Origin of the sequence: Agrobacterium bohemicum, from assembly GCF_002896715.1 — a bacterium.
GTDB lineage: Bacteria > Pseudomonadota > Alphaproteobacteria > Rhizobiales > Rhizobiaceae > Agrobacterium > Agrobacterium bohemicum.
In genome coordinates this window covers 93,044-106,474 of record NZ_PGEL01000025.1, presented here as the reverse complement: position 1 = coordinate 106,474, position 13,431 = coordinate 93,044, and the positions used below count along the sequence as shown (strand labels likewise).

At 55.2% G+C, this 13,431-nt stretch carries 14 protein-coding genes; 5 read left to right on the top strand and 9 right to left on the bottom strand.

All coding sequences use genetic code 11. The features are described 5' to 3' along the window. The first annotated feature begins 1 nt into the window (after nt 1). From CUC55_RS12645 to CUC55_RS12640, 3 genes are read left to right on the top strand one after another with little or no spacing between them, the layout of a single operon-like run. Nucleotides 2-1,165 carry a dihydrodipicolinate synthase family protein gene (locus CUC55_RS12645; RefSeq protein WP_067647672.1) on the top strand — a complete coding sequence of 388 codons (1,164 nt, stop codon included), beginning with the start codon at nt 2-4 and terminating at the stop codon, nt 1,163-1,165. 1 nt (nt 1,166) lies between these two features. After that, nucleotides 1,167-1,334: a hypothetical protein gene (locus CUC55_RS22740; protein WP_157940951.1), complete on the top strand. Its 168-nt coding sequence runs from the start codon at nt 1,167-1,169 to the stop codon at nt 1,332-1,334. Further along, a complete protein-coding gene (locus CUC55_RS12640) occupies nt 1,331-2,152 on the top strand; it encodes a sugar phosphate isomerase/epimerase family protein (RefSeq protein WP_103088081.1) in 822 nt (273 codons plus the stop codon). The genes CUC55_RS22740 and CUC55_RS12640 overlap by 4 nt, the downstream gene beginning before the upstream one ends. A 68-nt stretch (nt 2,153-2,220) precedes the next feature. Here CUC55_RS12640 and CUC55_RS12635 read toward each other — a convergent pair whose 3' ends face one another. The 3 genes from CUC55_RS12635 to CUC55_RS12625 all read right to left on the bottom strand — a co-directional run bounded on the left by CUC55_RS12635 (nt 2,221) and on the right by CUC55_RS12625 (nt 5,679). Continuing rightward, a complete protein-coding gene (locus CUC55_RS12635) occupies nt 2,221-3,819 on the bottom strand; it encodes an ABC transporter substrate-binding protein (RefSeq protein WP_103088080.1) in 1,599 nt (532 codons plus the stop codon). A 75-nt stretch (nt 3,820-3,894) separates the two neighbouring features. Beyond that, the gene (locus CUC55_RS12630) at nt 3,895-4,524 is read right to left on the bottom strand and encodes an SGNH/GDSL hydrolase family protein (protein ID WP_103088079.1); all 630 of its coding nucleotides are present in this window, start codon (nt 4,522-4,524) and stop codon (nt 3,895-3,897) included. A gap of 6 nt (nt 4,525-4,530) precedes the next feature. Beyond that, nucleotides 4,531-5,679: a mandelate racemase family protein gene (locus CUC55_RS12625; RefSeq protein WP_067647657.1), complete on the bottom strand. Its 1,149-nt coding sequence runs from the start codon at nt 5,677-5,679 to the stop codon at nt 4,531-4,533. Between the two features lie 216 nt (nt 5,680-5,895). Here CUC55_RS12625 and CUC55_RS12620 point away from each other — a divergent pair, with 216 nt between their 5' ends. Continuing rightward, nucleotides 5,896-6,780: a DMT family transporter gene (locus CUC55_RS12620; protein ID WP_103088078.1), complete on the top strand. Its 885-nt coding sequence runs from the start codon at nt 5,896-5,898 to the stop codon at nt 6,778-6,780. Here the strand turns inward: CUC55_RS12620 and CUC55_RS12615 are convergent. Together CUC55_RS12615 and rocF are read right to left on the bottom strand one after the other, a co-directional pair. Further along, nucleotides 6,775-7,857, bottom strand: a complete 1,083-nt coding sequence (locus CUC55_RS12615) for an ornithine cyclodeaminase (RefSeq protein ID WP_103088077.1) — start codon at nt 7,855-7,857, stop codon at nt 6,775-6,777. The two genes, CUC55_RS12620 and CUC55_RS12615, sit on opposite strands and share 6 nt — an antisense overlap. Before the next feature lie 14 nt (nt 7,858-7,871). Then, nucleotides 7,872-8,792 (bottom strand): arginase, encoded by a 921-nt coding sequence (gene rocF / locus CUC55_RS12610; protein WP_067647648.1) that lies wholly within the window; start codon nt 8,790-8,792, stop codon nt 7,872-7,874. Between the two features lie 128 nt (nt 8,793-8,920). Between rocF and CUC55_RS12605 the strand changes: the two genes are divergently transcribed. After that, nucleotides 8,921-9,358: an Lrp/AsnC family transcriptional regulator gene (locus CUC55_RS12605; protein WP_103088076.1), complete on the top strand. Its 438-nt coding sequence runs from the start codon at nt 8,921-8,923 to the stop codon at nt 9,356-9,358. Nucleotides 9,359-9,400: 42 nt separating this feature from the next. On the opposite strand, the gene CUC55_RS12600 is transcribed toward CUC55_RS12605, so the two are convergent. The 4 genes from CUC55_RS12600 to phnC form a co-directional block, all read right to left on the bottom strand. After that, nucleotides 9,401-10,540, bottom strand: coding sequence for an alpha-D-ribose 1-methylphosphonate 5-triphosphate diphosphatase (locus tag CUC55_RS12600; RefSeq protein ID WP_103088212.1), 1,140 nt, complete (start codon nt 10,538-10,540; stop codon nt 9,401-9,403). A gap of 98 nt (nt 10,541-10,638) precedes the next feature. Then, on the bottom strand, nt 10,639-11,448 hold the full coding sequence (gene phnE / locus CUC55_RS12595) for a phosphonate ABC transporter, permease protein PhnE (RefSeq protein ID WP_082760219.1): 810 nt from the start codon (nt 11,446-11,448) through the stop codon (nt 10,639-10,641). Nucleotides 11,449-11,511: 63 nt separating this feature from the next. Further along, entirely contained in the window at nt 11,512-12,489 is a 978-nt protein-coding gene (gene phnD / locus CUC55_RS12590) for a phosphonate ABC transporter substrate-binding protein (RefSeq protein WP_425352831.1), read from the bottom strand. Nucleotides 12,490-12,536: 47 nt separating this feature from the next. Beyond that, nucleotides 12,537-13,379, bottom strand: coding sequence for a phosphonate ABC transporter ATP-binding protein (gene phnC, locus CUC55_RS12585; protein ID WP_067647640.1), 843 nt, complete (start codon nt 13,377-13,379; stop codon nt 12,537-12,539). Between the last annotated feature and the right edge of the window lie 52 nt (nt 13,380-13,431).

Genomic DNA, 13,431 nt, shown 5'->3' with positions numbered 1-13,431 from the left:
AATGACCCAACTCAAACTACCCAAAAACGACCGCTCGATAAAGACTTACACCCTCAGCGGCACACCTATTCCGCTCGAACAACGTAGCGCCGCTGATTTCAACCGTATCGCTTACGCTGCAGCCCACGTTGTGGCCGACCCGTTTGCGGATAACGATCCATGGCTGACACCGGCAATCGATTGGGAAGCCACATTGCGCTTTCGCCACCGCCTTTGGGATTTGGGTCTTGGCGTGGCGGAGGCCATGGACACCGCACAACGCGGTATGGGGTTGGGCTGGCCACAAGCGCAGGAACTCATTTCCCGGGCATTAAAAGAAGCAGCGACCCGTAAAGATGCGCTCATAGCCTGCGGCGTCGGCACGGATCACCTTGTCGGCACCGACTATAGCCTCCACCAAATCGTTGAGGCTTATCAAGAACAACTGGACTTTGTCCAAGGTGAAGGCGGGCGCGTTATTCTTATGGCAAGCCGCGCACTTGCTGCCAGTGCGACGTCGCCGGATGATTATCTGGAAACCTATGCCCACGTTCTCTCCAATGCCAAAGATAAGGTCATCATTCACTGGCTCGGCGAAATGTTCGACCCTGCGCTCGAAGGTTACTGGGGTTCGAAAGACCATATGGCAGCCATGGACACCTGCCTGGAAATGCTGGCAGCAAATGCCGACAAGATCGATGGTATCAAGATTTCTCTTCTGTCGAAAGAAAAGGAAATCGAGATGCGTCGCCGCTTGCCAGCAGGCGTGCGCATGTATACGGGCGACGACTTCAACTATGCGGAACTGATCGAGGGTGACGAATCCGGCCATTCAGACGCCCTTCTGGGCATTTTCGATGCCATCGCGCCCGCCGCATCCAAGGCGTTGGCGTGTTTGAAGAATGGAGCCAATGCGGAATTCCACGACGTTCTCGAACCAACCGTTGCTCTGTCTCGCCATATCTTCAAGGCGCCCACCCGTTTCTATAAAACGGGCGTGGTGTTTCTAGCCTATCTCAACGGGCTGCAAGATCATTTCACCATGATCGGCGGACAGGAAAGTACGCGGTCGACGTTGCATTTCGCAGAGCTTTTCCGTCTTGCCGATAAAGCCAACGTGCTGAGTGACACGGATGAGGCGACCCGGCGGATGAAGAGTTTCCTCACCGTCCGGGGTGTTTATTGATATGCCCGATGCACCCTTTTTGAAGGTCAAGGAAATCGCCATCTACGAGCGGCGTCTGACGATGCGTATTAGCTTTCGGTTCGGTGCCGCCACCAAAGGTCTCGGTGTCGCGCAAAATGCTGCGCAGGCAACATTTCAGACGCTTCAATCAGAGGAGAAGACCACATGAGCCTCGAAGGTCTTTCAATCAACTTTGCCACGATCAAACAGGGCGGATCGTTTGCTACGATGGTGGATGCATGCCTTGCGCACGGTATAACCACCATTTCCCCCTGGCGAGATCAGGTGCATGGCATTGGCCTTGCCGAAGCGGTCCGCATCGTTGATCAAANCGGCATTCGTCTCAGCGGCCTCTGCAGAGGTGGCTTTTTCCCGGCAGCGGATGAACAAGGTCGTCGCAATGCCATTGAGGACAACAAGCGTGCGGTAGAGGAAGCTTCCGCCTTGAAAGCTGACTGCCTCGTGCTGGTCGTCGGGGGATTGCCTGCGGGCTCAAGAGACATTCGTGGTGCGCGCCAGATGGTGGAAGATGGCATGGCAGAGCTTCTGCCTTATGCCAAACAGGCCGGAATCCCGCTCGCCATAGAGCCTTTGCATCCGTTTTACGCTGCAGACCGAGCCTGTTTCAACACGTTGAAACAATCGCTTGATCTTTGCGACAAGCTGGGTGCCGGCACGGGCGTCGCTATTGATGTCTACCATGTGTGGTGGGACCCGGAGTTGGAGGAACAAGTGGCACGCGCTGGCCAAAACGGTCAAATCCTTGCGCACCACATCTGCGACTGGCTGGTGCCGACCAAAGACCCGCTCAACGACCGGGGCATGATGGGTGACGGCATCGTTGATCTGAAAGGCTTCCGCCGGATGATCGAAAAGGCCGGGTTTTCTGGCCCGCAGGAAGTGGAAATTTTTTCCTATGACTGGAACGCCCGACCAGTAGATGAAGTGTTGTCTACCGTAGTCGAGAGATACAAGACCGTTTGTTAGAGCGTTTCCATGCCTTTACCTTAATATCTCCGTCATCCCTGGAGATGACGGAGATAAGCCTCTGAGCGTCAACGCTCCTTGCGGACAACGTCAAAACGGGAATACCAAGGGCTTACGATCATGCCTTTGATATCGCTTCGGTAAGCAGCCGTATCAACAACCTCCGAGAATGGCTGGATCGAAAGGACGACGCCGTCCATGTAAGCCTGAATATCCTCATAGGCTTTTGCCTGTTTGGCAGAGTCGCGTTCCACCAAGGCCTGTTCAATCATCGTATTCAGCTTTTCATCGAAAAAGCTCGTGCGCCAACCCTGATAATTGGTAAGCTTGGCCTCATCGGCATTGTTAGGGTTATACGCCATGGCGCGCAGATTGTTGTCCGGGTGTGGCTGCTGACCGCCGCCGCCGCGACCGACGAGAAGTTCGAATTTACGCTCACGCATCGCGCCATAAATCTGATCACCAGAACCGCTGATCAGTTCGGCCTGAATGCCCGCCTGCGCCAATGTATTCTGAATTGCTGTTGCGGCCTTCATGAAAGGGTCTTCGGAAAGTACACGAAGTGTCGCTTTGAAGCCGTTGGGGTAGCCAGCTTCGGCAAGTAATGCTTTTGCTCTCGGCACATCCAGCTTGAAGCCCTCATCCGGCAAAGAACCGAGAACGCCAGAGCTGATAGGGCGCTGGTGGAGCTTGCCGTAGTAAGGCATGACCGCCTTATCCAGACCGTCGTAATCGATGAGATAACGAAGCGCCTCGCGGACTTTCTTGTTGGCAAAGCGTTCGTCTTTCATCGAAACGCCGAGGTAGTAGAACCCCGAACCTGGGGTGGACTCGATGGTAATCTCCTTATCAGCCTCAAGCGACTTCAAATCCGGTGCCTGCAAGGAATAGGCGACATCGATATCGCCTTTTNCAAGCATCAGGCGCTGTGACTGTGATTCAGGAAGGTGGCGCATCAGCACGCGCTTCATGGCAGGCTTTTCACCCCAATAATCGTCATTGCGAGTGAGAATGATGAACTCGTTGGATTTCCACTGCCCCAACTTAAACGGGCCGGACCCTGCGGAATTCAATGTCAGCCACGCGGCCCCGAGATCTCCGTCTTTTTCGTTTTCAAGCGCGGTCTTGCTGTCGATGATGGATCCGGGACCGTTCTGGCCGAGGATCATCAGCAGCAGGTTCGGGTCGTCTGGTTTGGGCAAGTTTATGACGAAGGTATAGTCATCTTCCGCTACAAAAAGCCTGTCTGCTTCCTCGACCTTATAACCTCTGGTCTTGAGGAAGGATGACTGCGCCAGATTGCGTGACAAAACGCGCTTGAGGCTCCAGACAACGTCTTGCGCCGTCACGGGATTTCCAGATGCGAACTTGGCATCCTTGCGAAGATGAAACCGGATGGAATTGCGCTCGTCTGACACTTCCCAGCGCTCGGCTAGGCGCGGCTGAATGCTGCGGTCCTTTTCGGAGAGGATGACAAGCGTGTCATAGACGTTGTTCAAGACCTGCACTGTCTCGCGCCCCGTGATGGCCGCCGGGTCCAGCGTCAGGATGTTGTTCATCGTCGTTGCGACAACAAGTTGGTCTTTCGGTGTATCTGCCATAGCGTCGAGCGGGATAGCGCCGATCAACAAGGCGCCGAGCGCTACTGTCGTGAAAAATTGTCTCATGTTTCCTCCCAAAGAGCCGTTTTTAGCTTACGGCGTTCAATTCTCGATCCACCGCACTCCTCTGCGGCGGACCAGTCAGCAAAGAATGGCACGAACGGGTGCAACCAATGCACGGCCTATTTTNGCGGTTTCCTCGGCATCCAGATGAACGCCATCGACGGGTGACGCTTTCGAAACAGTTCCGGCGTCGAAAAATGCGCAGTCTGCATCTTGCGCCAGCGTCTCATACAGGGGGNCGAGACGCTCTGACTCGGCAATTCTGCGCCCCGCAGCCGGTTTGCCGGAAAGTCCCTCGACACATGGCGGTGGTGCGACTATCAGCAACCGCGGTTGCGCTATCCTTGGTTTGTAGGGAAACATCTCGACAATCTGCGCCAAGCGCCGCATGCCTGATACGGCAGTTTCCGCCTGACCGCCGTGGACCGGTTTGAGATCGTTCGTTCCCAGCATGATGATGACAAGATCAAGCGGCATGTGGCTGGCCAGCGCAACTTCCAGCGCTTTCGCACCGTTGCGGCAGGAAGGGCCGGTGTGGTCGTCGTAACAGGTGGTGCGCCCGCCCAAGCCTTCTGCAATAACCTTGGCTTCACCACCAAGTTCGGCTTCCAGCACGTCCGGCCAGCGATACTGAGGTGGATGGCGCAATCCCGTCGCCGGGTTCGCACCCCATGTCAGACTGTCGCCGAAAGCAAGAATTGTTTTCACCTCAACCTACCTCACCCGGTTGTTTTCGATGAAATCAAAATCGATGTCTTCACCCAACCCGGCGCGATCCGGCACATGCACGAATCCTTCCGCATCCATAGGATCTGAGAGCGTTTTCAGATAATCGAAACCGTCATCATATTCGAGGAATGGATGCAGCAATCCCCGCTCGTACCAGCGGCAGTTTTTNGTGGCTGCAACCACATGCAGATTCATGGCGGTGTTACCGTGCACCTCACACTCCACGCCAAAAGCCTCGGCCAGATGCATGGTCTTCAAAGCAGGTGTAATGCCGCCAACATCGTTGACGCCGGTTCGAAGAATATCGCAGGCGCCGGCTTTCAACCATTCGGCCCGGTGCCAGTGCTTGCCAGCGGCACTTTCAGGTCCGACGATCGGAATATCGAGGTTGTCCGCAAGCCATTTGTAGGATGACATGGACTGTTCATCCATAGGCTCCTCGATCCAGTCGAAATCGAGTTTTTCCAGACCCCGACCCAAGGCCAGCGCGTCCGTGCGGGAATACCAGTGAAAGGCGTCGATCATCAAATGGATATCTGGACCCACCGCTTCTCGAACGGCAGCGCAAGCTTTCAGGTCCATCTTTACATCCGGGGCCCAACTGACAGGTGGCATCCAGGTGTGCAGCTTGATACCTCTATAGCCGCGCTTGACCAATGTTTCAGCAAAACGACCGTAATCATCAGGCGCTGCAAGACCGCCCTCCAACTCATCGCCACACATGATCGAGCCGTAGGCAAGGACCTTATCCCGGTAACCACCGATCAACTTGTATACAGGTTGACCGAGGGAACGCCCGGCCAGATCCCACAACGCGCAGTCTACGACAGCAAGTGTCCGGTCGGTTAATTGCGCCGCAGATCCGCGTTGCCAGTGCGCCAGATCTTGCCACAGACGCTCACGATCCCGATGGTCTTGGCCAATCAGAACTTTCTTGACGAACTTTTCGATAACGTGCGGGCGCACGATTTCCGGTGCCGTAAAGGAATGCCCCTCATCACCGTTTTCCGTGCGGATTGTCAACATAGCCTGCTCAACCTGATGCGCAGGACCGGGATGAGCGTGTCCGGCGCTATCGGAATGCCGACGAGTCGTTGTCCTGAACACCCGTACTTCAACGTCGGTAATAATCATCTATCCTCCCGATACCGCCCGGCGGCCATGACAATCTGCAATTCATCCTATTAGACAGATAATCGAATATTTGTCAAATATGTATGACATGTTGTTTTTCGCTGAACGCCGCTCGCTCTATATCTCGACAATCTCCACTTTCTCATTTTGCATCCTGCGATAATAAGTTACCTAAGACCTACGCCCTTCACGCCTGCAAAAAANCTGAGCCGTCCAATGCCTCCCCAATCAGTAGGATACCTTTACGCGCTTGCAGCTTTCACGATTTTCGCTGCGCAGGATGGCATTTCAAAACATCTTGGCTCTGCCTATCCCCCGGTTTTTGTGGCAATGGTGCGCTACTGGGCCTTCGCCGTTTTCGTCGTGATTCTTGCCTTGAGGGCGAATGGTGGGTTTCGGCAAACGATATCCACGAACCGCTTCTGGCTTCAGGCCAGTCGGGGCGTCATTCTCGCCGTGCAGATCGTACTCTCCATCATCTCTTTCTCGATCGTCGGACTCGCCCATACGCATTCAATACTGGCATCCACGCCGCTGATCGTAGCTGCTCTATCCGTGCCGATTTTGGGGGAAAAAGTTGGGTGGCGGCGTTGGTCGGCGATTCTTGTCGGCTTTCTCGGCGTCCTCGTCATTCTCAAGCCGGATGAGAACGGCTTCGATCCAACGCTGGTCATCACATTTGCCGCTGCGGTTTTGCTCGGCCTTTACGGTGTGCTGACGCGGCTTGCCAGCCGGACCGATACCGCCATCACAAGCTTTTTTNATACCGGCGTCCCTGGCGCTTTTGCCTTGACGCTGGTTGGACCATTTTTCTGGGTCAATATGTCACCCGCCGACTGGGGCTGGATGGTGGCACTGTGCATAACCGGCATGAGCGGCCACTACCTCCTCATCCGCGCCTTTGAACTTGCGGATGCCGCTTCTGTACAGCCATTCTCCTATTACCAGCTGGTGCTGGTCTCCATCATTGGCATCAGCCTGTTCGGAGAGACGTTGAGCATCCACATGGTTGTCGGCGCGGCAATCGTCGTCGCGGCAGGATTGTTCACAATATGGCGAGAACAGATGGTCGCACGTAGAGCACGGCGAGAGCGACTATGAAACGATTTTCTGCGGAGAGGTGGATAGCATCGAAGCCTCGCATCGCAATAACATGCCATAGAGATCGCGCGGCTCATCTGGATCGGCCAGTAAATCCAGCCGCTCGTAAAATCCGGTGGCCGCCAGTTTCGACCTGACATAGCGTAGAGCCGAGAAATCTTCGATGGCAAAACCGACACTGTCGAATAGCGTTATCTGACGATCCGTTTTTCGCCCGTCGGCAAGGCCCGACATCACCTGCCAAAGCTCCGTGACAGGGTGATCCGAAGGCAGTTGCTGTACCTCGCCTTCGATGCGGGTTTGCATCGGATACTCCACGAAAATATCAGATCGCAGCAAAATATCCCTGTGCAATTCGGTTTTGCCAGGGCAATCCCCACCGACAGCATTGATGTGAGTGCCCGGGCCGACCATGTTGTCCGTCAGGATTGTCGCATATTGTTTGTCCGCGGTAACGGTGGTGATGATATCAGCACCCTCCACGGCTTCTTCTGCACTTTNGCAGATCAAAATGGAGAAACCCTGACCTTCCAGATTTCGCTGACATTTCAAACTGGCAGCGGGATCGATATCGTAAAGACGAAGCTGGTCAACTCCCAAAATGGCCTTGAAGGCACGGGCTTGAAACTCGCTCTGCGCTCCGTTGCCGATGATGGCCATGGATTTCGCGTCTGTACGAGCAAGATATTTTGCTGCGACCGCTGACGTTGCCGCTGTCCGCAAGGCGGTCAGGATCGTCATCTCCGACAGCAACATGGGATAGCCGTTTCCAACGTCCGACAGCACGCCGAAAGCGGTTACCGTCTGGCGGCCTTGTCTGGTGTTTTTGGGATGGCCGTTGACGTATTTGAAGCCGTAAAGCTTGCCGTCACTGGTCGGCATCAATTCTATGACACCCTCTTCGGAGTGCGACGCGATACGCGGCGTCTTGTCGAATGTTTCCCATCGCAGAAAATCCTCTTCTATGACGCCTGCCAGTTCTCGCAGGAACGTATCGATTCCCACTTTGAGCACGAGCTTCATCATGTTGTCGACGCTGATGAAAGGAACGATGTTGATATCCGGTATGGTATTCATGGCGGCGTTTCCTCCTACCCTGCTCTCGTCGGACGGTCCATGACGCGCTTGCCCATCAAGCTTGCTGTCAGGTCCACCATCAAACGAGCGGTTCGACCGCGCTCATCGAGAAAGGGATTGAGTTCTACGAGGTCGAGACTGGATACCAGCCCGCTATCGCACAGCATTTCCATGACCAGATGCGCTTCACGAAATGTTGCCCCGCCCGGCACCGTGGTCCCCACAGCAGGCGCGATGGAAGGGTCGAGAAAATCCACATCGAGGCTGACATGCAAAAGACCGTTGGCGGCCACGACACGTTCAAGAAACGCACGCAGGAGAACCGCAACGCCGTGCTCATCGATCATTCGCATGTCATGGATGGTCACACCGGTTTCCTTGAGCGCTGCACTTTCCGCAGGATCGACGCTGCGAATCCCAATCATGCAGATGTTCGCTGGATCGACAGGATTTTTGACCTCCGGGAAATAGCCTTCAAACCCCTTACGACCGCTGTAATAGGCTACGGGTGTACCATGCAGATTGCCGGTGCGCGTCGTTTCAAGCGTATGATAATCGGTATGCGCGTCCAGCCACAACACGAATAATGGCCGGTCGAGCTCTGCTGCACGTCGCGCAACACCGGTCACGCTACCCGCAGAAATGGCGTGGTCGCCCCCTAAAAATATCGGCATCGCATTGTGACTTTCGCGATAGGCGATTTCTGCCAATGCTTCTGTCCAGGCGACCGTCTCGGACAAATGATGAACCGCAGCGTTTGGATGAGCAAAATCACGCAGCGGCGCGGGCGTTATATTGCCCACATCGATAACGGAATGCCCAAGGTCTTCGAGCGATGATTTCAATCCCGCAATACGAAGCGCGCTTGGCCCCATCTCGCAACCCAGCTGCCCGGCACCGATCTGTAGCGGCACCCCGATAAGCCTGCAATCCATAAGCGTCTCCCATCCAATTCACGAGACGAATTGAAACACTGGGATGCGGCAGATTGAACGATAAAGATTGGCAAANTAGAATTATTATCTTACCATTTNGAAAANTAGATTTATCAAANTGGTATATCATGGACAATCTGGATGAGAAGTTGATTACGCTTTNGCGGCATAACGGTCGTCGCAGCATCTCGGATCTCGCACTGGAAACAGCGACGTCCCGAGCCACGGTACGCGCCCGCATCGAACGAATGGAAGCGAGCGGCACGATTATCGGCTACACTGTCATATTGCGAGCCGATGCCGTGGAAGAGGCCGTCCGCGGCATCATGATGATTGAGATCGAAGGCCACGTGACAGACAAGGTCATTCGGACATTGGGTGGATTTCAGGAAATCTCCGAAATCCACTCCACCAATGGTCGATGGGATCTCATCGTTGAACTCAGCGCTTCGACGCTCAGCAATTTTGATTCCGTCCTGCGGCGCATTCGGCTTGTTCCGGGTATCACAGGCAGTGAAACCAGCCTGCTGCTTTCGACATCCCGCTCAACGAAAGCCCGGCTTTAAANGGATCATTAAATCCGCATCCAACCGGTCACGTTTTGCTGCTCACGCGATGCGAAGCCCTTCGCGCCAAACGCCATCAATCAAAGGAGGCAGGCCAGTGGTCGCGCGAACCCTGACGAGATCGGCTCTGCGCCCGACTTCGATACGCCCCCGATCCGAAAGCTTGGCAGCGTCGGCCGGATTTGCCGAAATCAATCGGATCGCATGCGGCAAATCGATGATGCGTCTTTCGGACAAAAGAAAAGCGGCCTGCAACAGACTGAAAGGCACGTAGTCGGATGACAATATGTCTAGCGCACCCTTTTCAATAAGTTCGAGCGCCGAAACATTGCCCGAATGGGAGCCGCCGCGCACCACATTGGGTGCTCCCATCAGCACCTGCAGGCCAGCGTCTCGTGAAAGCTGTGCCGCCGCTACCGTTGTCGGAAACTCTGCAAGCGAAATTCCGAGCTCGATGCCTTCAGCCACATGTTCAGCGGTGGCGTCATCATGTGAGGCGATGGATATGCCGGCTGCGTGACAGCGCTCGGCGATAAGACGCCGGTGTTTTGCTGAGTAGGCATCGGACTGCGCAATGCGTCTTTCACTGAAGGCCGCGAAGTCGGCATCGGACAGCTTTTTCTTCCCCTGATAATAGATGCGGTATGCTTCGAGGCTGACGAACTGCCGCTGGCCGGGAGCGTGGTCCATCAGGGACGCCAGCCTGACGCGATCATTGTTTTTCATTTCATCGAAATGCTCCACCGCGTCGGGCATGGAAACCTCGCAGCGAAGATGGATGAAATGTTCAGCACGCAACCGCTTTGCCGCCGTTGCTGTTGAAATCGTTTGTGCAATGGCGGACATTTCATCTGAACCAAGCTCAGTATCGCCGTCCATTCCGACCCTGATGGCATCGAACACCGTCGTGATGCCAGCGGTTGCGATCTGCCNGTCATGAGCCTGAAGTGCGGCGTGCATGTTCCAATGCACTTTTGGGCGCGGCATGAGATGGGTTTCAAGGTGATCCGTATGCAATTCCACGCAGCCGGGGATCACATAATCGCCTTCCATATCTATTCCCGAAGACGATTGTCCCGGCGCGATACCTGCGATTTTNCCATCGCGAACGAGCAATGTGCCGGTGATTATCTCGTCATGAAGGACGATGGCACAATTGGTGAAGACGAGTTCATTTNGCATGGGAATCATTCGGTTTGCTGCGCCGTCGATAAACGGCTTTGGAGAAAGAAGCGACCGGCTCGAAGATCGGTCTGGACGACCTCAGTCGTAATTTAGGATCAGATGACGATCCTGCGAAGTTGCTGCGAGATGAGGTCCATCAGTGTCACCGTCAAAACGACGATGATGATGATGGCGGATGCCTGCGGATAGTAGAAACCACGGATCGATTCGAAAAGAACCTGGCCGATACCGCCCGCCCCGATCAATCCCAAGACGGTTGCGGAGCGGATGTTGGATTCGAGACGATAGAGCGAAAACGAAATCCATAGTGGTAGAACCTGCGGGATGACACCGAATATGACCTGCTGAATACGCGATGCACCGGTCGTGCGGATTGCCTCGACGGGACGCGGATCAATGGCCTCCACCGCTTCAGAAAACAGCTTGGCCAGAATACCGGTGGTGTGAATGAACAACGCCATGACACCCGCAAATGGACCAAGTCCGACAGCGACGACGAAGAGTACGGCGAAGACGATCTCATGGATCGCGCGGAACATGTCCATGAGGCGCCGAATGGGTTGATTGATCCACCAAGGGGCCATGTTGTGGGCAGACAAAATGCCGAACGGTATCGACAAAAGCACGGCGAGAAAGGTTCCCCATACGGCGATCTGGACCGTGACGACCATCTCTTCCAGGTAATATTGCCAGGTGGTGAAGTCGGGCTTCAGGAAGTCCTTGGCATAGGTTGCCATGTTCCCGCTGTCGGTAAAGAGATAGGTCCATCGGCCCATTTCGGCCGGCCCCCAGCTGATGACCAAAGCTGCCAGGACGACCAGTGTGAGCAAACCATTGCGCAGACTGCCAGGTTGCTTTGCCTGAGCTGAGAGGATCGTTTTGTTTTGGACGGATATTTCGCTCATGTCTTCAACCCGGTGATGGAGAGGGNCGGGTCAGAAAGACCCGCCCTAAAGATTTCAGGACGATCAGGTCTTCGAAGCTGTGGCGAGTTCAGCTTCGAACTTGCTCTTCTTTTCCGTCAAATCCTTGATCTTGGAGGCCTTGGCTTCGGCGGACAAAGATGCGTCAGCCTGCGCCTGCGCAATCGACTTCGACAGTTCCATGACGCGAATCGGCAGAAGCTGCTTGTCGGTCGAGGCCCGGAAAGGGGCCCATTTCAGACCGGCCAAAATCTTCTTTTCTTCGGCGACATTGCCTGTCGACTTGTCCGTACCGTAGGTCAGGAAGAACTCGCGCAGCTTGGTCTTTGCTTCATCCGGGATATCCTTGCGCCAAACGATCGGATCGGAAGGAATCAAAGGCGAACGCCAGACTTCGCGAATATTGGCAAAGGCGTCCGGCTTGTTCTGCTTGATCAACGCCATGTTTTCAGTGTTGTTGGCGGCTGCGTCCAGTTGCTTGTTGGCAACGGCCATGGCGTTGGTTTCATGGTTGGCGTTGGTCACATTCTTGAAGCAGGACTTAGGGTCGATCCCGCGTGCGCCGAACACGAATGTCATCGGCACGAGGTAGCCGGACGTGGAGTTTGGATCGCCAAGACCGAAGTTGATCGACTTGTCGCATTTCAAGACGTCATCGATGGTCTGGATCGGGGAATCCTTTGGTACGATAACAACCGACCAGTAACCCGGTTCACCGCCCATTGGTACGCTTTGGACGAAGACTTCACCATTGGCACGATCAACGGCTTCCATGGCGGACTTGTTGCCGTACCAAGCGATTTGCACCTTGTTGAAGCGCATGCCTTCAATGATACCGGCATAGTCGGATGCAAAAANCGCTTTTACGTCCAGACCGGTTTTCGTCTTCATGTCGGCAAGAAGCGGATCCCAGTTGGTCTTGAGGTTCTGCTGGGATTCGGTGGAAATGATGCCGAAATTGATCGTGGCATCCTGCGCGAAGGCAGCAGAGGTCATTGTAAAGGCGATGGACATCGCCGCCATGCTTTNCAGTATCGCGTTCATAGGAGGTCTCCGATAACAAAGGGAAATCAGGCGGTCGTGAAAACCGGCTGACGGTTGGGCAGTACCGCGGCAGGCACGGGTGCGGATTGCTCCTCCGGGGCGTCCGGCAGGACCAACTCTTCCGATGCCGAGCCGTAAAGCTCGGCCAGAAATGCGTTAGACAGGGATGTCGACGGGCCATCGAACACGACGGCCCCATTGCGCATGGCGATGGTTCGCTTGCAGTAACGACGGGCGTATTCCACCTGGTGCAACGACACCAGAACCGTGATCCGGTCTTGCGTGTTGATATCCGCCAGCACATCCATCACACGGCGCGCGGAAGATGGATCCAGCGCGGAGATCGGCTCGTCGGCAATCAGGATTTCCGCGCCCTGAACCAGCGTGCGGGCAATGGCGGCGCGCTGTTGTTGACCGCCCGAAAGTGTCGATGAGCGCTGCACGGCAACCTGCGGAATGCCAACACGGGCAAGAGCTGCGCGTGCCGCATCTTTTTCCGCCGCGTTGAACAGGCCAAGCGTTCCGCGCCACCGGGGTACGCGACCCAGGAGGCCGATAAGGACATTTGTCAGCACCGAAAGGCGACCGACGAGATTGAACTGCTGGAAAAGAACCGACACTGCGCCACGCTTTACATGGCCAGTCAGACGACCGTCTCTTTGCGATACGGTATCAAGTATTTCCACCCGCCCGTTCCGGCCATCACCGGTTTCGAGACCCGCAATGTGACGGATCAAAGTGCTTTTGCCGGAGCCGGAGGCGCCGATCAACGCAACCATCTCGCCGCGCTCAAGCGTCAGACTGACGCAGTCGAGTGCGCATGTATTCCCGTATTTCTTCGAGAGATTGGACACGGTGATCGCGGTCATTTCTTGCTCCTGATGCCGGTCGGTTCGAAGGACATTGGACGGCTTTCGATGA

Coding starts and splice junctions, on each gene's coding strand:
- CUC55_RS12645 (WP_067647672.1), top strand. CDS start 2: ATGACCCAACTCAAACTACCCAAAAACGACCGCTCGATAAAGACTTAC.
- CUC55_RS22740 (WP_157940951.1), top strand. CDS start 1,167: ATGCCCGATGCACCCTTTTTGAAGGTCAAGGAAATCGCCATCTACGAG.
- rocF (WP_067647648.1), bottom strand. CDS start 8,792: ATGGATTGCAGGCTTATCGGGGTGCCGCTACAGATCGGTGCCGGGCAG.
- phnE (WP_082760219.1), bottom strand. CDS start 11,448: ATGAGCGAAATATCCGTCCAAAACAAAACGATCCTCTCAGCTCAGGCA.
- phnC (WP_067647640.1), bottom strand. CDS start 13,379: ATGACCGCGATCACCGTGTCCAATCTCTCGAAGAAATACGGGAATACA.